20 protein-coding genes are annotated in these 21,837 nt (G+C 68.1%); 18 read left to right on the forward strand and 2 right to left on the reverse strand.

What is annotated here, in order from left to right:
* The 9 genes from VFG33_RS18685 to VFG33_RS18725 all read left to right on the forward strand — a co-directional run.
* The coding region (locus VFG33_RS18685; RefSeq protein ID WP_325054178.1) for a toxin glutamine deamidase domain-containing protein at nucleotides 1-2,859 on the forward strand (2,859 nt) is incomplete at its 5' end.
* Nucleotides 2,859-3,332 carry a hypothetical protein gene (locus VFG33_RS18690; protein WP_325054179.1) on the forward strand — a complete coding sequence of 158 codons (474 nt, stop codon included), beginning with the start codon at nucleotides 2,859-2,861 and terminating at the stop codon, nucleotides 3,330-3,332. The genes VFG33_RS18685 and VFG33_RS18690, both read left to right, overlap by 1 nt.
* A 185-nt stretch (nucleotides 3,333-3,517) precedes the next feature.
* Entirely contained in the window at nucleotides 3,518-3,832 is a 315-nt protein-coding gene (locus VFG33_RS18695; protein WP_325054180.1) for a hypothetical protein, read from the forward strand.
* A 347-nt stretch (nucleotides 3,833-4,179) separates the two neighbouring features.
* The gene (locus VFG33_RS18700) at nucleotides 4,180-4,527 is read left to right on the forward strand and encodes a hypothetical protein (RefSeq protein WP_325054181.1); all 348 of its coding nucleotides are present in this window, start codon (nucleotides 4,180-4,182) and stop codon (nucleotides 4,525-4,527) included.
* A 1-nt stretch (nucleotide 4,528) separates the two neighbouring features.
* A complete protein-coding gene (locus VFG33_RS18705) occupies nucleotides 4,529-4,843 on the forward strand; it encodes a hypothetical protein (RefSeq protein ID WP_325054182.1) in 315 nt (104 codons plus the stop codon).
* Between the two features lie 66 nt (nucleotides 4,844-4,909).
* Nucleotides 4,910-5,272, forward strand: a complete 363-nt coding sequence (locus tag VFG33_RS18710) for a hypothetical protein (protein WP_325054183.1) — start codon at nucleotides 4,910-4,912, stop codon at nucleotides 5,270-5,272.
* Nucleotides 5,273-5,277: 5 nt separating this feature from the next.
* The gene (locus tag VFG33_RS18715; protein ID WP_325054184.1) at nucleotides 5,278-5,529 is read left to right on the forward strand and encodes a hypothetical protein; all 252 of its coding nucleotides are present in this window, start codon (nucleotides 5,278-5,280) and stop codon (nucleotides 5,527-5,529) included.
* A 76-nt stretch (nucleotides 5,530-5,605) separates the two neighbouring features.
* A complete protein-coding gene (locus VFG33_RS18720) occupies nucleotides 5,606-6,127 on the forward strand; it encodes a hypothetical protein (protein WP_325054185.1) in 522 nt (173 codons plus the stop codon).
* 1 nt (nucleotide 6,128) lies between these two features.
* A complete protein-coding gene (locus VFG33_RS18725) occupies nucleotides 6,129-6,434 on the forward strand; it encodes a hypothetical protein (RefSeq protein ID WP_325054186.1) in 306 nt (101 codons plus the stop codon).
* Between the two features lie 34 nt (nucleotides 6,435-6,468).
* Here VFG33_RS18725 and VFG33_RS18730 read toward each other — a convergent pair whose 3' ends face one another.
* Nucleotides 6,469-7,359, reverse strand: coding sequence for a hypothetical protein (locus VFG33_RS18730; protein ID WP_325054187.1), 891 nt, complete (start codon nucleotides 7,357-7,359; stop codon nucleotides 6,469-6,471).
* A 264-nt stretch (nucleotides 7,360-7,623) separates the two neighbouring features.
* Here VFG33_RS18730 and eccCa point away from each other — a divergent pair, with 264 nt between their 5' ends.
* The 6 genes from eccCa to VFG33_RS18760 all read left to right on the forward strand — a co-directional run bounded on the left by eccCa (nucleotide 7,624) and on the right by VFG33_RS18760 (nucleotide 16,868).
* Nucleotides 7,624-11,655: a type VII secretion protein EccCa gene (eccCa, locus tag VFG33_RS18735; RefSeq protein WP_325054188.1), complete on the forward strand. Its 4,032-nt coding sequence runs from the start codon at nucleotides 7,624-7,626 to the stop codon at nucleotides 11,653-11,655.
* Nucleotides 11,652-12,086, forward strand: coding sequence for a hypothetical protein (locus VFG33_RS18740; protein ID WP_325054189.1), 435 nt, complete (start codon nucleotides 11,652-11,654; stop codon nucleotides 12,084-12,086). Before eccCa ends, VFG33_RS18740 begins: the two co-directional genes overlap by 4 nt.
* Nucleotides 12,079-13,125, forward strand: coding sequence for a DUF6177 family protein (locus VFG33_RS18745; RefSeq protein WP_325054190.1), 1,047 nt, complete (start codon nucleotides 12,079-12,081; stop codon nucleotides 13,123-13,125). Before VFG33_RS18740 ends, VFG33_RS18745 begins: the two co-directional genes overlap by 8 nt.
* Before the next feature lie 54 nt (nucleotides 13,126-13,179).
* The gene (gene eccD, locus VFG33_RS18750) at nucleotides 13,180-14,505 is read left to right on the forward strand and encodes a type VII secretion integral membrane protein EccD (protein WP_325054191.1); all 1,326 of its coding nucleotides are present in this window, start codon (nucleotides 13,180-13,182) and stop codon (nucleotides 14,503-14,505) included.
* 9 nt (nucleotides 14,506-14,514) lie between these two features.
* On the forward strand, nucleotides 14,515-16,131 hold the full coding sequence (locus tag VFG33_RS18755) for a MinD/ParA family ATP-binding protein (protein WP_325054192.1): 1,617 nt from the start codon (nucleotides 14,515-14,517) through the stop codon (nucleotides 16,129-16,131).
* A 200-nt stretch (nucleotides 16,132-16,331) separates the two neighbouring features.
* Nucleotides 16,332-16,868, forward strand: coding sequence for a Rieske (2Fe-2S) protein (locus VFG33_RS18760; RefSeq protein WP_325054193.1), 537 nt, complete (start codon nucleotides 16,332-16,334; stop codon nucleotides 16,866-16,868).
* A 4-nt stretch (nucleotides 16,869-16,872) separates the two neighbouring features.
* Here VFG33_RS18760 and VFG33_RS18765 read toward each other — a convergent pair whose 3' ends face one another.
* Nucleotides 16,873-18,144, reverse strand: coding sequence for a S8 family peptidase (locus tag VFG33_RS18765; RefSeq protein WP_325054194.1), 1,272 nt, complete (start codon nucleotides 18,142-18,144; stop codon nucleotides 16,873-16,875).
* Nucleotides 18,145-18,448: 304 nt separating this feature from the next.
* Here VFG33_RS18765 and uvrC point away from each other — a divergent pair, with 304 nt between their 5' ends.
* From uvrC to VFG33_RS18780, 3 genes are all read left to right on the forward strand, one after another.
* Nucleotides 18,449-20,476 carry an excinuclease ABC subunit UvrC gene (gene uvrC, locus VFG33_RS18770; RefSeq protein WP_325054195.1) on the forward strand — a complete coding sequence of 676 codons (2,028 nt, stop codon included), beginning with the start codon at nucleotides 18,449-18,451 and terminating at the stop codon, nucleotides 20,474-20,476.
* Between the two features lie 6 nt (nucleotides 20,477-20,482).
* Nucleotides 20,483-21,349 carry an RNase adapter RapZ gene (gene rapZ, locus VFG33_RS18775; RefSeq protein WP_325054196.1) on the forward strand — a complete coding sequence of 289 codons (867 nt, stop codon included), beginning with the start codon at nucleotides 20,483-20,485 and terminating at the stop codon, nucleotides 21,347-21,349.
* A gap of 16 nt (nucleotides 21,350-21,365) precedes the next feature.
* A partial coding sequence (locus VFG33_RS18780) for a gluconeogenesis factor YvcK family protein (RefSeq protein WP_325054197.1) occupies nucleotides 21,366-21,837 on the forward strand: 472 nt, incomplete at its 3' end.

The raw sequence follows: 21,837 nt of genomic DNA on the forward strand, positions 1-21,837 counted from the left end.
TCGGCCCGTACGCCGGACTCGCCGTCCACGCACAGCCCGGACGCGCCGAGGGCTCACACTCCGGACTCGCCGACGACCCGTACGCCGGATTCGCCGAGCACCCACACTCCGGATGTGCCGCGGACTCACACGAACACCTCGGACTCGCCGCGGACGAATACCCCGGATGCACCGGCGGCGCACCACACGCCGGACCGTCCGGCGACCCACACCCCGGACTCGCCAACGACCCGTACGCCGGAGTCGCCGACGACCCGTACACCGGACTCGCCGACGACCCGTACACCGGACTCGCCAAATACGCATTCGCCCGATTCGCCGTCCACGCACTCGCCGGATGCGCCAACCACGCGAACGCCCGACCCGGTGCGGGCCGCCGACGAGCCGGCCTTCGTACCGCCTCCGGTGGTGCCCGGCGTGGCGCACGCCGGCCGACCGGGCCACGCCGACGGGCACGGCACCACACCCCACGACGGCAGTCACGATCCGTCCCACAACTCGAACGACGACCAGCAGCCAGCGAAGAAGTCCGACGAGAACAAGCCGGAAGACTCCAAAGCCGACGCAGACCAACCGAAACAGGACCCACCGCCCCCTGTCGGTCACCCAGGACAGCAACGACACGACGTCGAGCCGACCCGCTACAACCCCGGCGACCCGACCGGCTCTCTGCTCCAGCGGCTCAAAGCGAAGATCGCTGGTGACCCGCTGCGCAACGTCGAAGACTGGATCACCGAAGGCAACCCGCACTTCAGCACCGGTCACCCCGCCGCCACCAACAACTGTGGTGACAACTCTCGTGCGTTCGCCGACAACCTGCAGGGCGGGGAGCCGCGGATCGCTAATGGCGACCTCAAGACGAAGGTCAACAAGCACGGCATCGAGGAGCCGAAGCCTGGCGAGTACGACGAGATGTACCAGTACACCGGTGTGCAGCCGGACGCGATCAGAGTCAATGACGCCAACGGGAACCCGGTCGTCGGCGCGCAGAACCCAGCGGCGTACACAGACGGCGCGAATCAGGCGATCTACAACGCACTGAATGGCCAGCCGCCCGGCACGGCTGCGATCATCTACGGGCATTGGACCAGGCTCAACCCGGACGCTCCGGAGACCGCTCACTGGTTCAACGCCTTCGTCGACGTCGACGGCACGGTCCGTTGGGCCGACATGCAGTCCGGTCGCATCTCCGACTGGCCGCCGAAATACGGGAACACGTTCCAGAGACTGGAAGCCGTCGTACGTCGCCCCGGCGGTGACTGGCACTCCCCAATCAGCCCAAGCTGGCAAGTCAACGGCACCCACTTCACCCCCAACCCCTTCCCCCCGCACCAGCCCCATGCACCCCAGCAACATGCTCCTCAGCAGAGTCCGCAGCAGCACGCTCCGCAGCAGCATCCGCAGCAGTCACAGCACCCGCCGGTGCAGCCGCATGCTCCGCAGCAGCCGCATGCCCCGCTGCAGTACACGCCTCCGGAGCCTGGCCCGCTGCATACACCGCAGCAGCCGCCGGCGCCGCATGCCCCACAACAGCCGCACTCTGATCAGCCAAATCAGTCCCAGACGCCGCACCAGCAGGAGACTCACGAGCGTCCGAGCGAGGAGGTATCGTCGGCCCACGATCGGGCACCGGATCCGTCGACGCGTCGCGACCGTCCGCCGCCGGAGAATGCACGACCGATGCACGAGCAGCCCGCTGCGCCTGAGCCCGCGACGCCACGGACCACGGAGCCACGCGAGATCGACGCACGCCTGCACCCGGACGGTCCGCCGGCACCGCGCGATCCCCATCGAATTGAGGATCGTCTAGATCCTCAACGTCCGCGGGATCCGCGTGAGGACTTCATGCAGGAATCGCGGGACCGCAATATGGGGGACCGGCCGTCGAGTTCTGAGGGGGAGCGTCCGCGGGATCCGCGTGAGGACTTCATGCGGGATCCGGGTGATCGGAACATGGGGGAGCGTTCGCCGAGTCCTGAGGGGGAGCGTCCGCGGGACCCCCGTCAGGACTTCATGCAGGATCGTCCGAACGCTCAACCCGAGCGTCCGCGGGATCCGCGTGAGGACTTCATGCAGGATCGGCCCGGGGACCGCAACACGATCGACGAGCGTCTCCATCCGGATGGGCCGCCCGCTTCGCATGCCACGCACGATCCAAACCGGATCGAGAACGCGTTGCATCCGGATGGTCCGCCGGCTTCGCACGCACCGCATGATCCCCACCGAATCGAGAACGCTCTCAATCCGGACGGGCCGCGCACAGGCCACGGTCCGGCGCCAGAGGGCTCGCCACCGGCGGCCGGAGCGGGCTCACCTGGCGCAGACGGATACGATTCCGCACAGGGTGATCGGGACTGGCGGCCGGGCGATAGTGGTTTCGGCGTCAGCGATGGGCCAGGGTTCGACCCGTCGTTCCACCACAAGCCCCTTGGTGATGAGTTCGCGCCCGGCGTACACGACCCGGACGGGTCACTCAGCCCAGAGGAGCGCGCTATAGCCGACCGGCTCGAGCAAGAGGGTTGGCGGGTGGACGGCCGCAAGGAGGACCACACTAAGGACAAACTGAAGAACCCGGAGTGCATGGTTCGCAAGGATCCGCTCGACGAGGGTGTGGTCACTGAATTCAAGACACCGAATGGCAGTTCGCCGACTGCGGTCAGGCGCAACGTCAACGACGCCAGCGACCAAGTGCCGACCGACGGCGAGGTCGTGATCGATGGCAGCAAGATTGGCCTGACCGAGGAGGGGGCCCTGAGGGGTTTCAAGAGGGCGCTCGGGCAACCCGGTAGGACTGTCGCCGCCAAGGTGCATTTCATCCTCGGCGATGGCCGGGTCGTAACCTATGTGAAGGAGAGATGATGGCTGCGCGGGAGAACGTGTTCCTGCGATCCGGCTCACCGGTGCACGACGAGGCTGAGTCGCTCCAGCGGTTGTTGGAACTCGAACCCATCCCAGATACGACGGGTGCGCGGGAGGACCAGTACGGCCTCCGTGGTCCGGCTCGCACGGTTGACGGCGTGCTCGGGTTCGTGGTGCAACCGAATCACCATGTCGAGGTCGATCCCGGCCCGGAGGATATCCAGGCCCTCGACGGTTACACGATGGAGATCGACATCTGGCTAGGTCGGGACACAGTGGTACAGCAGCGGGAGGCACGGCTGGTCTTCGATCGCCTCGTCGAGGCCAGGCCGGGCGTGCCTATGCTGCTCTGTCACGATCTGGACCTGCTTGTCGCGGCCTACCTTCCGGGCCGCGGTGTGCACGAGTTTCCCGAGGGCACCACGATGGATGCCCCAGATGCCGATTGCTGGCGTCCGTGGGTGCCGGAGTGACTGCCGGATCCGAAGGAGCGGATCGAGGTTGCTTGCTGAGCACGACAAGGCGACGCTAGGCGCTCCTGATGAGCGGATGTTCGACCGACTCGAGGCCGTGAGACGTGACGACGATGTGGTCCCGAGGGCGAGCCCGTTGCCGATCGACGTGGCAACACTAAACGCGTTGGACGAGGAGAGCTGAGATGACAGACGAGATCGACCCGGCTGAGGCTGAGCAGGCGCGTGCCTTGTTGGCGGACTGGTGGAATGCGCGGATCGGTCCGTCTGAGCCGCGCATGGTTGCTGATTCGTTTGCGGGCTGGCAGGTCGGGCGGTGGGAGGAGTTCCTTCTGTACGCACCAGCAGGCGGGCATGCAAACCAGCAGTACATAGTGGGGCACGGCGTAGTGAAGCCGTTCTCGTTTGCGACCGACACGATTGATAGCGCTCTCCAGGCGGCGCGGGATGAACGGGATGGATTGATCGTTCCTGATCCTCCGAGACCATCCCCGTTCTGAAGAGATCAAGGCGCCGCTGACCGAGATGCCGCGACGCCCGGCCGGCCGCGACCCATTAGGTCGTCATCCCGCCGGAGCGAACAGCAAAGAGAGTCTGGCCGCTAGTCCGCGGGTGGCGGTCAGAATTCCCGCAAAGGAGCTGATGGGCCTGTGACGGACAACGATAGGGCCGATCGTGTGCTCGAGCGGTTGCTTGCGGTTGAGTGGGATGACGACAAGGGTGCCTCAAGCACCGGGGGTCTCGGATTCGGCTGATGCAGGAGTACTTGGGCCGTACGGCGCGGTGGGCCCAGGCGTTGGGTCCGTTGACGCAGAGTCGGTGGCCGTCTGCTGATCTGGCGAAGGCGGTGGATCCGACCAAGGAGCCCGATCCTGCGCAGCTTGAGGAGTTGGTGCGCTCGGCCGGCGTCTACTTTACGGTGGAGCCACTTCGCTGGGCTGCGGAAAGCGCGTTGTATTGGGCGGCGCTGGGTGATCTGCCTAAGCAGCGGTTTCCGGAGTTGGATCCTGATCCGTATGAGCCGTTGTTGTTGCTGTTGGAGCGTGGTGGTGGGTTCCGGATCCATTCCGGGTTCATGGAGCTGGAGTATGTGTCGCTTCCGTACAGGTCGGTGGCTGAGCGGGCTGAGCAGCCGCCCATGGCTATTGACGAAGCGACATTGGACGCGTTGGACGCGGCTCGAGGGGATCGTTGAAATGGTCGAAATCGATCCGGGGGTGTTGGATGAGGCGCGGGCGGCGTTGGCTGCTTGGATGAATGCGCGGATGCCTGATCCTGCGCATCAGACCACGGCTGAGTCGTACGTGAGTTGGCAGGTTGCACCGGCCGAGGAGTTCTTGGTGTTCTCGTCGCCGGGTGGTTACACGAATCAGCTGTACCTGGTTGGGCACGGCGTCGTGCGGCCGTTCTCGTACACCACCGACACGCGAGAGTCTGTGCTTGACGCTGCCCGGGCGGAGCAGGACGGCCTGATCGAGGCGGAGCCTCCCCGGCCCGCGCCGCAGTGGTGACGATCTGATAATCCGTACTGTTGGCGGCGGCGTACGACCACTTGCGTTCTCGTTTGAGGCTGACGCGTGAGTTCCGTCGACCTAATTTGGTGCCGTTGGCGACTGGGCTGTCAGCGGATCATGACCTCTGGTGAAGGAGAGATGATGGGTGCGCGGGAGAACCTGTTCCTGCGATCCGGTTCGTCGGTGCAGGATGAGGCCGAGTTGCTTCGACGGTTGCTGGAACTTGAGGCCATTCCGGAACCGACGGGTGCGCGGGAGGATCAGTACGGCCTCCGTGGTCCGGCTCGCACGATTGACGGCGTGCTCAAGTATGTGGTGCAACCGAACCACCATGCCGAGGTCGATCCCAGCCCGGAGGACATCCAGGCGCTCGACCGTGGAGGACGCGTACCGGATTCTGGCGGACTATCACAACCTGGGTGGTGAAGGACATGACGCGGTTCGAGCCGGTCACGTTCGCGGGGTACGAGGGGTCGGCGTACGACGATCAATGGTGTGTGATCACCACCCCCGGTGGATTCACGAATCAGTCGTTCCTGGTCAGTGGAGACATGGTGTACGAGTTCCCGGGTTGGGAGACCGCGGCGGGCGCGGTGAAGGAGGCTCAGTTGCTGAAGGATCAGGGTGCTACCCGCCGCACGTTCAGCCGGTCCGATGGCGACGATGAAGAAGTCGACGTCTGATCTCGGCTCTCCGTCGGTGGTTTGATGCGGTTGGCAACGGTCGGCAGGTGAGCTAGAGCGGAGAAGGGGCGGGCTGGTGAGCGATAGCGGCGCTGCTGAGCGGATGGTTGAGCTGCTCAAGGCTGTGCAGTGGGACGACGACGCGGCGTACGAGCATCGGCGGTCGCGCGGGCTGCTGACGCGTGAGTTTCTTCGGCGTACGGCGGTGTGGGCCCTGGCTGTTGGGGCTGAGGAGGAGTGGCCGTTCTCCGATCTGGCGGGTGCGTTGGAGCCGGAGGTCGCCGTGGACCCGGCTCTGCTGAAGAGGCTCGAGATCGAGCAGACGCCCATGGAGTTCCCGATCCGGCCGGCGATGGGTGTGAACATCGTGCGGTGGGCGGCGCTGGGTGACCTGCCTCGGCAGCGGTTCCCGGGGTTGGCTGATCCGTATGAGCCCCTCCTCGCCTTGTTCGAGCGGGGTGGCCCCTATTCGCTGGGGAACGGGTTACTCGAGCTTGGATATGGATCTGTCTCGATCCTGTCGATCGGTGAGTGGGCCGAGTTGGAGCCGTTGCCGATCGACGAGGCGGCTTTGGACGCGTTGGACGAGGAGAGCTGAGATGACGAACGGGATCGACCCGGAGCAGGCGCGGGCGTTGCTGGCGGCGTGGTGGAATGCGCGGATCGGTCCGTCTGAGCCGCGCATGGTTGCTGATTCGTTTGCGGGTTGGCAGGTCGGGCGGTGGGAGGAGTTTCTTCTGTACGCGCCGGCGGGTGGGCATGCGAATCAGCAGTACCTGGTAGGGCACGGCGTGATGAAGCCGTTCTCGTTTGCCACGGACACGATCGAGAGTGCGCTCGAAGCCGCGCGAGGCGAGCGGGATGGCTTGATCGTGCCTGAGCCTCCGCGACCGTCGCCGTTCTGAAGGGATCGGGGCTCTGAGGACGATTGACCGAGGCTTAGCGGTTTAGCCAGCGGCGCCAGGTGGGGGTTTTTAGCGCCTTGGGGAGGGTTACTGCGGGGGAGCGGTCCAGGTCGACGGGAAGTTCGGCGAGGAGTTCGCCGACTAGCCAGAAGAGGCCGGGGCTGCAGGGGTCTTCGGCGTCGCCGTGGGCCTTGGCTACCCAGCGGGCGAACTCGTCGGCCCTGGTTTGCATGTCTTCGTGGCGGTCGACCGGGCAGATCGCGAACAGGTCGGTCGCCGGTACTGCGAGCAACGTGCCCCGGCCCTTTCCGGCCGCGGGCAGAGCTCGTTCGTGGTCCACCAATGCCATGCCGACGGTGGGATCGCCCGGGCGGCTGAGGACGGACCACGGGTAGCCGTGGACCTGCTGGAAGGTGAGGCCGGTCAGGCCGTGCAGGGTGAGATCCAGGCCGGACGGACGGTCCGGGAGATGCAGTCCGTGCATCACCCGGCGGACCTGGGTCAGCCGGTGCCAGTCGGGACCACTCTGGATGCCGAACGCGATCTCGAAGTACCGGCCGAACGGGACCGTCAGTCCGGCCAGCATGCTGTCGACCGCGTCGGACCAGCCGACCGGGCGCAGGGTGACCCGCTGCCGGGCCGCGACATCGCCGTACAGGTGTTCGTCGGTGGCGATGCCGATCTCGGCGACGACGGCGCGGAGCCAGTCGTCCACGGTGCGGGGCCACAGGTGGTTCGGTTGCTCACGGCACCGATCGATCAGTTCGACCAGGCCGACATCGGCGCTGGAGGACAGCCCGCCGCGGCTCCAGCGCAGCTTCACGATCGGGCCGGCCGGGTCCAGGTCGGCGTCCGGCAGCAGCACCGGCAGCAAGTCGGCTACCAGGTCCAGCACCTGGCGGCCGTCGAACGGTCGATCGGTCATCGGTAGCGCACTCCGCCTCTCATCGAGTCGGTCAGAGCATGTCATCCGAACCGGTCAGTCACGCAACAGTGTGAGAGCTTTCACGAGCGCCGTGTCGCGTCCGGTGGACAGGTCACCGCGTGGCCGGAGCAGTCATCGGTACGCCGCTGGGCGCGGGTGGTGACTGCGGGTGAACTCTCGTTCTACTAGGCTCCGGTCGAGCATGCCATCAGGCGTTCAAGGGACTGTAGTCGAGGGGCCGGCCGGCTCAGCTGAGGAGAGAAAGTGTCGACACGACTCGTGCACCGCCCGGCGCGGAGCACTCGGAGTATCGACACCGGGCAGCCGCGGGTGATCGAGACCCCGCCGCCCGGCGGTAAGGGTGCCAAGGGCCGCGGCAACGCGATGCAGACCATGATGCCGGTGGTCGGCGTCCTGGGCTCGGTCGGGATGATGAGCACGATGCGCACCGGTACGTCGGCCGTGATCGGCGTCGGCGTGCTCTTCGTCACGGTGCTCGGCGCCTTCGGGATGGCGTTCTCGCAGCGCGGCCGGAGCGGCAAGGAGAGCCGTGAGCAGCGCAACCGGTACCTCGACTATCTCGAGCGGTTGCGCGAGGACTTCGGCAAGATGGAGCGGACCAACCGGAAGACAGCCGTGGCCCTGAACCCGCCCGCTGACGCCCTGGTGGACTGTGTCCGCGATCCGGCCCGGCTGTGGGAGCGGCGGCGCAGCGACTCGGACTTCCTGCTGGTCCGCTGTGCGACCGGCCGGATGCCGGTGGTCCCGGCTACGCTCGCGTCGTCCGGTTCGATGATGGATCCGCCGGACCCGTTCATGATGGCCGAGGCGGAGGCGCTGGCCCGGCGGTTCGCGTTGATGCCGGACATGCCCTTGACGATTCCCCTCGACCTCGCGGGGAATGTGAGCATCGTCGGGGACCGCGACGGCGTCGTACGGATCGCAAGAGCGCTGTTGCTGCAGGCGGCGGTGTTCCATGCGCCGGAAGATCTCGAGATGGGGGCGTGTTTCCCGCCGGCCACGCTGCCTCAGTGGCAGTGGGTCGGCTGGCTGCCGCACGCGGTCGATCCGGAGCGCCGGGAAGGACCGCACCCGTTCCGCCGGATCGCGCAGAAGCCGTCCGAGCTGGCCGACCTGATCCGCGAGGACGTGGCGTCGCGAGCCACCCTCGCCAGCGAGGCGAAGCGGGGATCGCTGCGCTCGGGCGACTCCAGGCGGATGATCAAGCGCCTCCTCGTCCTGCATGACACGTACGGCGATGTCGCCACCGACGTGGTCACCGCCGACGAGACCCTGACCATCGGGGAGCTCGGGGTGACGGTGCTGCACCTGGTCGCCGACCGGATGCAGGAGCCGAGCAACGTGGCCATCCGGATCACCGTCCAGGACGGCGAGGTGCTGGTCGAGGACCTGCGCGGCGGTGGCTACCTGACCGCCCAGGGGCGGCTCGACGACACCCCGCTGGCGACGGCCGAGGGCCTGGCCCGCACCTTGTCACCGCTGCGGTTGTCGGCCGACTCGCTCGAGGAAGACGCCTCGCTGAAGACCGTCGACTTCATGGGTCTGCTGCAGATCGAGGACCCGGGCGACCTGAACCTGGCCCAGATGTGGGTGCCGCGGCACGAGCGCTCATTCCTCCGGGTGCCGCTGGGCCTGGACAGTCATGGGCAGCCGGTGGTGTTGGACCTGAAGGAGTCGGCTCAGCTCGGCATGGGGCCACACGGCCTGTGCATCGGCGCGACCGGTTCCGGAAAGTCCGAAGTACTGCGAACGCTGGTGATGGGCCTGCTGGCGACGCACTCGCCGGAGGATCTGGCGATGGTGCTGATCGACTACAAGGGTGGCGCCACCTTCGCGCCCTTCGAGGGCGTACCGCATGTGGCCGGCATCATCACCAACCTGGTCGACGACCCCAGCCTGACCGAGCGCGCGTACGCGAGCCTGGCGGGCGAGGTGCAGCGGCGCCAGCAGATGCTGAAGGACGCGGGCAACGTCGCGAACATCACCGACTACCGGCTACTGCGCAAGCAGCGGCCGGACATGCCGGCGTACCCGCATCTGTTCGTGCTGATCGACGAGTTCGGCGAGCTGCTGACCGCGCGGCCGGACTTCATCGACCTGTTCCTGTCGATCGGCCGCATCGGCCGGTCCATCGGCGTCCACCTGCTGCTCGCCAGCCAGCGGGTCGAGGGCGGCAAGCTGCGCGGCCTGGAGACCTACCTGTCCTACCGGCTCGGGCTGCGCACCTTCTCCGAGGAGGAGAGCCGGACCGTCCTGGACACCGACGACGCGTTCCACCTGCCGCCGCTGCCGGGATTCGGGTACCTGAAGGTCGACACCAGCGTGTACCAGCGGTTCCGCGCGGCGTACGTCTCCGGCCCGTACAAGGGTCGCGTGATTCCGGAAGAGGAGAAGGCGAACGACGGTCCGGCGGTCCGCCCGTACCTCGTCACGCCGTACCAGCAGCCTGATCTGAAGACGCTCGCGGCGGAGGACACGAAGTCCGACGAGGACGATTCGACCGAGCGGACCACCGGTCCGACCGTGCTCGGGGTGTTCGTCGATCAGGTCAAACCCGCCGGTACGCCGGTTCCGCAAGTGTGGCTGCCGCCGTTGCCGAAGGTCTGCACACTCGACCAGGTCGGTGGTCCGGTCGACATCACCGGATCGCGCGGCCTGCAGTTCGCGGTGAAGAGCCCGCCGATGTCGCCGGCGATCGGGGTGATCGACGATCCGCGCAAGCAGGCCCAGAGTGTCTTCCGGCTCGATCTCACCGTGGCGGGTGGCCACTGCGCCCTGGTCGGTGGGCCGTCGTCCGGCAAGACGACCTTCCTGCGCACGGTGGTGACCTCGCTGGCTCACAGCTACACGCCGCAAGAGGTCGCGGTGTACGCCATTGACCTGGCCGGTGGTGGTCTGGCGCCATTGGCCGACCTGCCGCACGTCGGCGGCGTCGCGATCCGGACCGACCGGGAGAAGATCCGGCGGACGCTGGAAGAGGTCCGCGGCATGCTGGACGAGCGGGAGGTCGTGTTCCGCGACCGCGGCATCGACACGATGGAGCGACTCCGCTCCCTGCACGCCGCCGGCCAGGTGCCGGAGCTGCCGGTCGCGGACGTGGTGCTGATACTCGACAACTACGGCGCGATCAAGACGACCTTCGACGAGCTCGAGGAGCCGATCGCCGACCTGGTCCAGCGCGGCAGCAGCTACGGCATCCACCTGGTCACCGCGATGGTCCGGTGGACAGATGTGCGGATGGCGACGCAGGCGCTGTTCGGCACGGTGCTGGAGCTGCGGCTGAACGACCCGGCCGACTCCAACATCGACCGCAGGCTGCAGGAGACGATGCGGAACGCCGGTCCGGGCCGGGTGCTGATTCCGCGCAACAAGCTGTTCGGCCAGCTGGCGCTGCCCCGGGTGGACAGCATGCTGCAGGACGACGACCTGAGCGAGGCGATGCAGGGCCAGGCGCTCGCGCTCGGCTCCGCCTGGCAGGGACCGACGGCACCGAAGGTCCGGGTGCTGCCGCTCAAACTCGAGCGCAAGACCTTGCCGACAGCCCAGGACGAGCCCGAGACCGTACCGATCGGCATGGACGAGACCGCGATGGCGCCGGTGCTGCTCGACCTGTTCGAGCGCGACGGCAACCTGGTCATCTTCGGCGACACGGCCTCCGGCAAGACCAACCTGCTGAAGCTGATCATGCAGCAGCTGATCGACCGGTACAGCTCGGACGAGGTGGTGTTCGCGGTGATGGACCCGCGGCGCGGCCTGCGCGGCTTCCTGCCGGATCCGTACCTCGGCGGCTACGCGACCAGCGGCCGGGTCGGTGCGGGCCTGGCAGCCGGTGTCTCCAGTGAGCTGGAGAAGCGGCTGCCGGACGACACGAACGACGGAGCGATCGTTCCAGTCCCCGGACCCAAGGTCATCGTGGTCGCCGACGACTACGACCTGCTGACCAGCGGCGGCCAGGCACCGATGGACCCGTTCCTGCCGTACGTCGCGTCCGGGCGCGACATCAACCTGCACTTCGTCATCACCCGGCGTGCCTCCGGTGCAGGCCGGGCGCTGTACGAACCGTTCCTGACCACCGTGATGGAGTCCGGCACGGCCGGGCTGGTGCTGTCGGGCGACAAGAGCGAGGGCGCATTGTTCACCGGCGCCGTACCGGGGAACTTCCCGGCCGGCCGGGGCCTGTTCGTGCGACGTGGCGAACGCCCGTACCTGATCCAGACCGCGCTGGCGGACGGAACCGCGTCCGCCGACGAGTCAGATGGTGGAGGAGTGAAGTGAGCTACGACGTGGTGGCACTGATCGACGGGCGGCCGTCGTACGAAGATGTGCTGGCCGGCATGGTTTCCGCCGGCCCCGATTGGCTGGTGCGCGATGTGTCCGACGGCGCGATCCTGCAGTTGTGCGACCCGCAGGGTCAGCCGCTGGCGTCGCTGGAGGCGCCGATCCTGATCCAGGTCCCGGGCGAGGTGGAGCGGCTGCTCGGGCCTGAGCTGGCCGACGTGGAGATCCCGGTCTGGTGGATGGAGGTTCGCGCGACGCCGCAGGACGGTGCGCCCGAGCTGGCCGACCGGTACGCCGCCACGCTGGTCGAGCGGCTCGGTGGACGGGTGTGGAAGCCGGCCCCGCCACCCTTCAACCCACCTACTGGTAACCCATCCACGGGTCCTGCCGACCCGGCCTCGAATGGTGCTGGAGGCAACGATGCCTAACCCGGTCGAGCTCAGTCCGGCGATCGACATCCGGACCGACAAGGTCGTCGTGATCATGCAGGACCGCCCGGTGGTCGGGATGTCCGCCTGGCTGGTGGACGCGCTCGCCGCCGCGGAGGTCGAGGGCCTCGGGCTCCAGCTGGTGACCCCGGCGACCACGCGGCTGACGTTCGCAGTACGGACGACCCTGTTCAGCGCGCGGGACTCGCGCTGGGTGGTGACCGAGCCGAACGGCGAGGGCGCGTACGACGGGCTGGGTGGCTCGAAGCTGAAGTGGGACGGCCAGATGTTCGCCGCCGTCGCTGCCGGTGAGCAGGACAAGGTCGACATGAGCCCGACCTTCGTCGCGGTCGACCTGGAGCTGCCGTACCAGCTGATGATCACCGCGCGGGTGCGGTACCAGGCGCTCGAGTCCACAGTCGTCGGGAAGGCGACCGAGCAGTTGTTCACCGACCTGACCGGAGTCAAGCCGGCCGGGTGGGGGACCGCGGAGCCGGTGACCCAACCGTGGAACGTCGGCCAGCTGACGGCGTACTGCCGGCGCCGGGCGCCGAAGCCGACCTGGCTCGCTGTCGTCGGAGGCAAAGACGGTCTGAGCGCGGCAGGAGCGGTGGAGATCCATCGGCGGCCTGCCGGACTGGAAGAGGTCATCACCATGTCGGTCGCGACGCCGGATGGGCTGCCCTCGCCGGGCGATGTCCAGCGGGTGGGGGAGAGGCTGGCGAAGTCGTTCACGCTGGTCTCGTTCTTCGCTCAGGGCGCTCGCGGTGGTACTGACACGAAGTCGATGCCGCACTGGGTCGGCGTCCCGGCCCCGATGGCGATGGGGGTCGGCAACGACGCGCTGCAGGGCGAGGGGCTGGCCAAGGCGATGGATGTCAGCGGGGTCGCGGAGATCAAGCCGGTGAAGATCGGTTCGTCCGCCTCGCCTGCGGTCTGGTACCCGATCGGTGACGGCAAGAGCCAGCTCGACTGGAACATCTACAGTGCCCTGCTCGGCCGCCTGCTACCGCCCGGCGCACCAGTGCAGCAGCCCTAGCCACTGTGGCGATATGAATGTAGTTCTGGAACACGTGATCAGAGAGGTGGATGGGTGGCTGCGGTCTACAGCCGGGTGACGATCATCGGGCGGCAACGCCAGATGGACGCCGTACTGCCGGTCGACGAGCCGTTGGGCCGGCTGATGCCGGACCTGTTGCGGATGCTCGGCGAGCCGGTCGATCCGTCGCCCCGGCGCCGGTACCTGACCACGCCGACCGGGCAGACGGTCTCGCTCGAGCTGACCCTCGGCTCGGCGCAGATCGGTGACGGCGCCGTACTGCGGCTGGCGGCCGAGGGCGAGGTGCCTCCGCCACCGACCGTCTACGACGTGGCCGAGGAGGCCGTGGACGACCTCGAACGGCGCGGCACCATCTTCGCCCGCAAGCACCGGCACTGGGCTTCTGGCGCGGCACTGATCTTCGCCCTGCTGGCCGGGGCGATCGCGCTGGCGCGGTCGGCCGAGCCGGACGTGACCGCGTTCGTGCTGCTGATCGTCGCGATCATGACCGGGATCGGCGGCGTCGTGCTCGGCCGCGCCGAGCAGCGCACCACGGCGATCGCGCTGCTGGTCGTCACGCCCGTGCTGCTCGCGATCGTGGCCTGGACCCTCGGGATCTCCGAGGACTGGTCGATCCCGATGCGGGCAGGCATCACCGCGCTCGGGCTGGCGCTCGGCCCGCTGCTCTTCGCGATGGCCGGCCTGGCCGGTGGCGGTCTGATCGGCGGCGGTACTGCGATGCTCTTCGCGCTGATCTGGATCATCGGGATCGGCTCCGGGGCTTCGAGCGAGAAGCTGAGCGCGTTGATCGCGGTGGTCGCGGTACTGCTGCTCGGCATACTGCCGCGCCTGGCTCTGTCCATGTCCGGTCTGACCGCACTGGACGATCAACGGGCTCGCGGAAATGAGGTCGGGCGTCCGGACGTCGAGGAGGCGCTGAACGCGGCCCACGTCGGTTTGGCGCTCGCGGCGGCCTCCATCGCGCTCTGGTCGGCTGCGGCCGGGGTGGTGCTCGCCATGCACGGTTCGGGGTGGACCGTCGGCATCGCGGCGGTGCTGGCGTTGCTACTTTGCTCCCGCTCGCGGCTGTATCCACTGGCAGGAGAAGTGCTCGGTCTGTTCGCTGCCGCGGGAGTTGTGGTCGCCGCGCTGGTGCTGGATCTGTCTCAGGAGTCAGTGGGTGGCACACTTGTAGCTGTCGGACTACTAGTGGTCGTGGCGATGGCGGGTGCATTCGGCCTCAGCTGGACGCCGCAGGACCACGTGCAGGTCCGGCTCGGGCAGACCCTGGACCAGATCCAGGTACTGGCCGTGGTAGCGCTGATTCCGCTGGTCCTCGGGGCATTCGGGGTGTTCAGCGATCTGCTCGACGTCTTCTGATCGGATGGTATGACCGGATCGAACTGGCAGGCGGACATGATGAACCGCCTCGACGACGATTCGGCGGCGGCCCGCAGCGCCGCCGTACCAGCTTCCCCTGAGCCACCTCCCGCTGCTCGTGGCGGCGGCGGCCCGGTTGCTGGTGGTGCGCAGGCGATGCCGCCGCCACCACCTCCTTCGGGGAACGGGTGGGGTGCACCTGTACCGCCGCAGACGCAGCAGCACACACAGCCCCAGGGCGGCCAGGGGCAGGGGCAGTACAACCAGCCCCAGTACCAGCAGGGGCAGTACCAGCAAGGGCCGTACGACCAGCAGGGGTATCAGCAGCCGTATCCGCAAGCACAACCGCCGTACCCGCCGCAGCAGTACGAGCAGCAGCAGTACCCGCCGCCGCAGCAGTACGAGCCGCCTCAGCAGTACGCGCCGCCGCCCGGGCCGCCTTATCCCCAGTACCAGCAGCAGTACGACCAGCAAGCCTCGCAGGGTCCGCCTGGGCAGTACGGGCCGCCTCCGCAGCAGTACGGACCGCCGCCTGGGTATCAGCCGCCCCCGCAGAACTACGAGCAGGGGTACGACCAGAGCTACGGACCACCCCCGCAACAGGGATATCCGCCGCAGCCGCCACCGGCGTACCAGCAGCAGGCCACCGGCGACGGCAGTTGGAGCCAGCCGCCGCAAGAGCCGACCGGCTGGGACCAGCCGCAGCAGGAGCCGACCGGTTGGGACACCCCGACACCTGAGGCTCCCGACTCACACGCGTACGCCCCGGCGTACCAGGACCCACTCGGCGAAGCGTTGCCCGTGGCAACCGATTCACTCGGGCTGCAGCACGAGGAGCAGCCCGGCTCGGGCGGCTTCCTCCGCCGGATCGGGCGCCTTGCAGCCGAGGCCGCCTACATCGCCGGTGCCTCGGGCCGGATGCAGCGCGACGTGGAGAACATCGCGGTGATCCGGCGCCCGATCGGGATCGGCCGGATGATCGGCATCATCGGCCCGGTGCCGTACAGCGGAACGTCGATCGTCACCGCTCTGCTGGCGGACACGCTCGCCTCGCAGCGCAGCGACATCGTGCTGGCCGTCGACGCCTACCCGCGTGAGGGCAAGCTGTCCTTCCGCCTCGACAAGGGCATCGCGAACACGCCGGGCTCGCGGGTCCAGCTGGCCCGGGCCGAGCCGACCGCGGACGCGATCAGCGATGTGCTTGCCGCCCGCAACGTCGGCGGCGCGAACCAGATCCCGCTGTCCCTGGTCGACTGCCCGTCCGGCCTCTACGAGGAAGCCACCGCGTACGTCGCGGGCGCGGCCCACGCGGTCGCGTTGGTGATCCCCTCGTCTCGCGAGGCCGCGCTGAGCAGCATCAGCGAACTGGACCAATTGAGCGCCGACGGGCAGCAAATGCTGGTGCAGAAGGGCCTGGTCATCATCACCGAGAACCAGCCCGACGATCCCGAGCCGGTGCGCTGGCTGCAGTCGGCCGTCTCCGACCGCGGCCTCGGCTACGTCGTCCTCCCGTACGACGCTCACCTGGCGCGCGCCTGGCCCCTCCAGCCCGAGCGGCTCGAGCCGGGCACCCGCCGAGCGGTCCTGGAACTGACGGCCCGCCTGGTAGAACGCGCCACCCGCTGACCCGCCGGTCTGGCAATTCTTCGGGTTCGGTTGAACCGATCGCCCGATCCTGCCGTTAGTCCGGGTAGCAGGGGGAGCCGCCGGGTGATGAATCGGTGGCGGAAGTGCTGCCCGGCCGTCCCGATTTGGGGCGGTCGGGTAGAAACAGATAGCAGAGCGTTCAACTACTTTTGCCAGCAGGCTCTTGGAGGTCCAGATTCATGAGCGACGACAGAACGGCAGAACTCTCCCGGGCGATCGAGACGCTGCGTGATCGGCGGGCGGTGCTCAGGGGTGCCGCGGTCGCCGGTCTCGCCGGAGTCGCCGTACCGCTGCTCGCCGCGTGCGGTGACGGCGGCGACGCCAGCGGTACGCCGTCCAGTTCCACCAGCAGCTCGGACCCGACTTCGGCTCCGACCTCGGCGCCTTCCTCGGCTCCGACGTCCAGCGCACCCGCCGGCGGCGGGGGACCGGTGCTCGGTCCGACGTCGTCCGTCCCGGTCGGCGGCGGCATGGTGTTCAGCGACGCGAAGATCGTGGTGACGCAGCCGACGGCCGGTCAGTACAAGGCCTTCACGGCGGTCTGCACCCACATGCAGTGCCTCGTGACCAAGGTCGAGAACGACACCATCGACTGCCCCTGCCACGGGAGCAAGTTCAACGCCAGCGACGGCACGGTCGCCAACGGGCCGGCCTCGAGGCCACTGGCTCCGGTCACCATCACCGTCCAGGGCGGCAACATCCTCGGCCCCGCCTGAGCAACTACCTCGGCGCCGGCGTGGATGGCGTCGGCGTCGGGGTGGGCTCGGTCGGGTTGATCGGTCCCGCGTAGAGGAGCTTGTTCGGGGAGGCGGCACCCGGGTCTGTGACCTTGTCCGGTGTCGCCGCTCCCAGCAGAGCGGTCCTCACCTCGGCCGGCGTCGCCTCCGGGTGGGCGCTGAGGTACAGCGCGATCTCGCCCGCCACATGAGGACTCGCCATCGAGGTGCCGCTCATCTTGAGCGTCGCCTCCGGTCCGCTGATGCCGACCGACTCGATGTCGACGCCCGGGGCGAAGACGTCCACACAGCTGCCGAAGTTGGAGAAGACGGCCTTGGTGTCGGTCGGGTCGACAGCTCCGACCGCGATCGCCGACGGTTCATGGGCCGGTGAGGTGTTGCAGGCGTCCATGCTGTCGTTGCCTGCCGCAACCGCATAGACGATGCCGGACTCGACCGATGCCTTCACTGCCGCATCGAAGGCCGGGTCCACGCTGCCGCCGAGGCTCATGTTCGCGACCGCCGGCTTCTTGGCGTTCGCGGTGACCCACTCGATTCCAGCGACCACGCTCTCGGTCGAGCCGGAGCCGCCACAGTCGAGGACCCGGACCCCGAAGATCTTGGCGCTCTTGGCGAGCCCGTACGTCGTACCGGCGATCGTGCCGGCCACGTGGCTGCCGTGTCCGGCGCAGTCCACACCGTTCTGTCCGTCGCCGATCGTGTCGGTACCGACAGCCGCCCGCCCGCCGAAGTCCTGGTGGGCCGTGTAGATCCCGGTGTCGATCACGTAGACGCTGACGTTCTCGGCGGTCGCGGACGGCTCGAACTTGCCGTCCAGCGGCAGTTCCCGCTGATCGGTCCGGTCCAGCCCCCACGGCGGGTTGTCCTGCGTCGCGGTGATCTTCTGGTTCTGCTGTACCAGCGCGACCCGGGAGTCGGCGGCCACCTTCCGCGCCTGCTCCGCGGTCATCGCCGCGGAGAAGCCTTGGATGGAAGCGCTGAACTGCCGCCGCACCTGGACCTCGTACGACCGCGCGATGCTCTGCGTGGTGGCCCGGGTCACCGCGGCCGAACTCTGGCCCTCCAGGACCACGATGTAGCTGCCGGGGATCGCCGTGGGGCTGTCGGTACCGCGGACGAGGGCGCCGGCGGGCTCCTCAGGGGCAGGGACGCGGGCCAGGCCTGGCGACGGGGTGGCGGCGAGGCCGGCGGCAGCCAGCACACAAGCTGTAGCGGCGCCGAGGACGATTCGCACTCGCCGCGGGGTGATGGTCAACAAAGTGAACTCCCTGGGGAAGGCGCACGGGCTCACGCTCGATCCTGAACATCCACGCTCAGTCACCAAGCTACGAACGCATACCCCGGCTGCGGCCGATGACGTGGCCGTCGCGGCAAACCGCAACGCCATCTTTGCCGGATCGCAAGCTTCAGAAGACACCCCAGGACGCGGACTCGTGCCTACTCTTCGCCAACCGGGCTGTCTGGACGGACCTGGGAAGGACTGTTTCGCCGGACACCGGCAAGTTGCGGTCAGGGCGTGCGCGGTCGGCGTTGTCGGTACGGCGAACTAGGGTGGTTGGGTGGCTGATCCTTCCTCCTACCGACCCGCTCCCGGGTCGATTCCCGACTCGCCCGGGGTGTACCGCTTCAGCGATGCCGCCGGCCGGGTGATCTATGTCGGCAAGGCGAAGAACCTGCGCTCCCGGCTCTCGTCGTACTTCCAGGATCTGGCCAACCTGCACCCGCGGACCCAGTCGATGGTGACCACCGCCGCGAAGGTGGACTGGACGGTCGTCTCGACCGAGGTCGAGTCGCTGCAACTGGAGTACTCCTGGATCAAGGAGTACGACCCGCGCTTCAACGTGAAGTACCGCGACGACAAGTCCTATCCCTGGCTCGCGATCACCCTGAACGAGGACTACCCGCGGGTGATGGTCGGCCGCGGCGCCAAGAAGAAGGGCGTCCGGTACTTCGGTCCGTACAGCCACGCCTGGGCGATCCGCGAGACCGTGGACCTGCTGCTCCGGGTGTTCCCGATGCGCTCGTGCAGCAAGGGCGTGTTCAACCGGCACCGCCAGATGGGCCGGCCCTGCCTGCTCGGCTACATCGGCAAATGCGCCGCGCCCTGCACTGGCCAGGTCAGCCAGGAGGAGCACCGCAAGATCGTCGAGGACTTCGCCGCGTTCCTGTCCGGCCAGACCGCGACGTACGTGCGCCGCCTGGAGAAGGAGATGCGCGCGGCCGCGGCCGAGCTCGAGTACGAGCGGGCCGCGAAGATCCGCGACGATCTCGCCGCCCTGGAGAAGGCCCTCGCCAAGAACGCGGTGGTGCTCGGCGACGGCACCGACACGGACGTGGTCGCCTTGAGCGAGGACCCGCTCGAGGTCGCGGTCCAGAGCTTCTATGTGCGCGGCGGCCGGGTCCGCGGCCAGCGCGGCTTCATCGCCGACAAGGCCGACGGTACGGCGACAACCGGCGACCTCGTCTCCAGATTCCTCCAGCAGATGTATGCCGCGGAGTCCGGCGAAGGGATCCCGCGGGAGATCCTGGTGCCCACGATCCCCGACGACGTGGAGGCGCTGACCGAGTGGCTCACCGCGCTGCGCGGTTCCAGGGTCTCCATCCGGGTCCCGCAGCGCGGCGACAAGAAGGCGCTGATGGAGACCGTCGAGCGCAACGCGTTGCAGACGCTGACCATGCACAAGACCAAGCGGGCCAGCGATCTGACCACTCGCAACCTGGCTTTGGAGGAGATCCAGGCAGCGCTCGACCTGCCCGAGGCGCCGCTCCGGCTCGAGTGCTACGACGTGTCGAACCTGCAGGGCACCGAGGTGGTCGCCTCGATGGTCGTGTTCGAGGACGGCCTGCCGCGCAAGAGCGAGTACCGGCGGTTCGTCATCAAGGGCGTCGACGGGCAGAACGACGTCGCCTCGATCGCGGAGGTGCTGACCAGGCGGTTCCGGCGGCTGCTGGACGAGCGGGCCAGCGTGCCGGAGGGGGAGGACCCGACCGCCAACCTGATCGACCCGGAGACGGGCCGGGCGAAGAAGTTCTCGTACGTGCCGGGGCTGGTCGTGGTCGATGGCGGTCCGCCCCAGGTGGCCGCCGCCCGGCAGGCCATGGACGAGCTCGGCCTCGGCGACATCCCGGTCTGCGGCCTGGCCAAGCGGCTGGAGGAGGTCTGGCTGCCCGATGAGGAGGACCCCGTCATCTTCTCCCGTACTTCGGAGGGCCTGTACCTGCTGCAGCGGCTCCGTGACGAGGCCCACCGGTTCGCCATCACGCACCACCGGAGCAGGCGGTCCAAGACGATGGTGGAGAGCGTGCTCGACGAGGTCCCCGGACTGGGCGAGGTCCGGCGCAAGACCCTGCTCCGGCACTTCGGTTCGCTGAAGAAACTCCGCCAGGCCTCGGTCGATGAGGTCGCCGACCTGCCCGGTTTCGGACGCCGTACCGCCGAGTCTGTGGTCCTGGCGGTGAACTCGGCGGCAACGAAGGCCGACACAGGCCGCGCACCGGCCGTGAACACCGCCACCGGCGAGATACTGGATGACGACGGGCCGGAGCTCTCCGGTCCGCCCGACGGGGGCCTGAACGGGGAGAACTGAGAACTGATGGACGAGTCGAGCGGCAACCTCATCATCGTGTCCGGCATGTCCGGCGCGGGACGGAGTTCGGTCGCGGACGTACTGGAGGACCTCGGCTGGTTCGTGGTCGACAACCTGCCACCGATGTTCCTCACCACCATCGTCGAGCAGGTGGTCGGTACCGGTGCCTCGCCGCGGCTGGCAGTGGTCGTCGACGTCCGGACCGGGATGTTCTTCGACGAGCTCGGTTCGGCGCTCGAGGACCTGCGGACCAAGGGCTACCGCCCGCTGACCTTGTTCCTGGAGGCCTCGGACGACGTGATCGTGCGGCGGCAGGAGAGCGTGCGCCGGCCGCATCCGCTGCAGGGCGACGGCCGGCTGCTGACCGGGATCGAGCGGGAGCGGGAGCTGCTCGGCGACATCCGGGCCGGCGCCGACCTGGTGATCGACACCTCGAACCTGAACATCCACCAGCTCGCCGCGAGGATCGTGAACGCCTTCGGCGACGAGGAGAACGTCGAACTGCGGGCGACCGTGGTGTCGTTCGGTTTCAAGTACGGCATCCCGGTGGATGCCGACGTGGTGGCCGACATGCGCTTCGTACCGAACCCGTACTGGCAGCCCGACCTGCGCCCGATGACCGGCCAGGACAAAGCTGTGTCAGACTTCGTGCTCGGTCATCCGCTGGCCCAGCAGTTCCTGCAGAACTACGTGGACGTGCTGGACACCCTGCGGACGGGTTATCTGAACGAGGGCAAGCGGTTCGTCACGGTCGCGATCGGCTGCACCGGCGGGAAACACCGGAGCGTCGCGATGGCCGAGGAGATCGCCAAACGGCTGCGCGAGAAGGGTTCACCGACGTTGGTGGTGCACCGGGATCTGGGGCGCGAATGATGAGAGTGGGGTGGCGGTGACGAGGGCTCCACGAGTCGTCGCACTGGGTGGCGGGCACGGTCTGGCCGCCTCGCTGTCCGCCCTGCGCCAGGTCACGGACCAGCTGACCGCGGTCGTGACGGTCGCCGACAACGGCGGCTCGTCGGGCCGGTTGCGCCGCGAGCTCGGCGTCCTGCCGCCGGGTGATCTGCGGATGGCGCTGGCCGCGCTCTGTCGCGATGACGAGTGGGGTCGGACCTGGGCCGACGTACTGCAGCATCGTTTCAAGAGCGAAGGCGAACTGCACGACCACGCGGTCGGGAACCTGCTCATCGTCGCGCTCTGGGAACTGCTCGGCGAGGCCGTCGACGGACTCGACTGGGTGGCCAGACTTCTCGGTGCACAAGGGCGGGTGCTGCCGATGTCGGCCGTTCCGCTGGACATCACCGCCCGGGTCCTCGGGGTGGATCCCTTGCATCCCGAGCAGATCACCGAGATCCGGGGCCAGG

This window comes from Kribbella sp. (assembly GCF_035687465.1).
Lineage (GTDB): Bacteria > Actinomycetota > Actinomycetes > Propionibacteriales > Kribbellaceae > Kribbella.

Coding starts and splice junctions, on each gene's coding strand:
- VFG33_RS18760 (WP_325054193.1), top strand. CDS start 16,332: ATGAGCGACGACAGAACGGCAGAACTCTCCCGGGCGATCGAGACGCTG.
- VFG33_RS18730 (WP_325054187.1), bottom strand. CDS start 7,359: ATGACCGATCGACCGTTCGACGGCCGCCAGGTGCTGGACCTGGTAGCC.
- rapZ (WP_325054196.1), top strand. CDS start 20,483: ATGGACGAGTCGAGCGGCAACCTCATCATCGTGTCCGGCATGTCCGGC.
- VFG33_RS18725 (WP_325054186.1), top strand. CDS start 6,129: ATGACGAACGGGATCGACCCGGAGCAGGCGCGGGCGTTGCTGGCGGCG.
- VFG33_RS18715 (WP_325054184.1), top strand. CDS start 5,278: ATGACGCGGTTCGAGCCGGTCACGTTCGCGGGGTACGAGGGGTCGGCG.
- VFG33_RS18745 (WP_325054190.1), top strand. CDS start 12,079: ATGCCTAACCCGGTCGAGCTCAGTCCGGCGATCGACATCCGGACCGAC.
- VFG33_RS18755 (WP_325054192.1), top strand. CDS start 14,515: ATGACCGGATCGAACTGGCAGGCGGACATGATGAACCGCCTCGACGAC.
- VFG33_RS18695 (WP_325054180.1), top strand. CDS start 3,518: ATGACAGACGAGATCGACCCGGCTGAGGCTGAGCAGGCGCGTGCCTTG.
- VFG33_RS18690 (WP_325054179.1), top strand. CDS start 2,859: ATGGCTGCGCGGGAGAACGTGTTCCTGCGATCCGGCTCACCGGTGCAC.
- VFG33_RS18705 (WP_325054182.1), top strand. CDS start 4,529: ATGGTCGAAATCGATCCGGGGGTGTTGGATGAGGCGCGGGCGGCGTTG.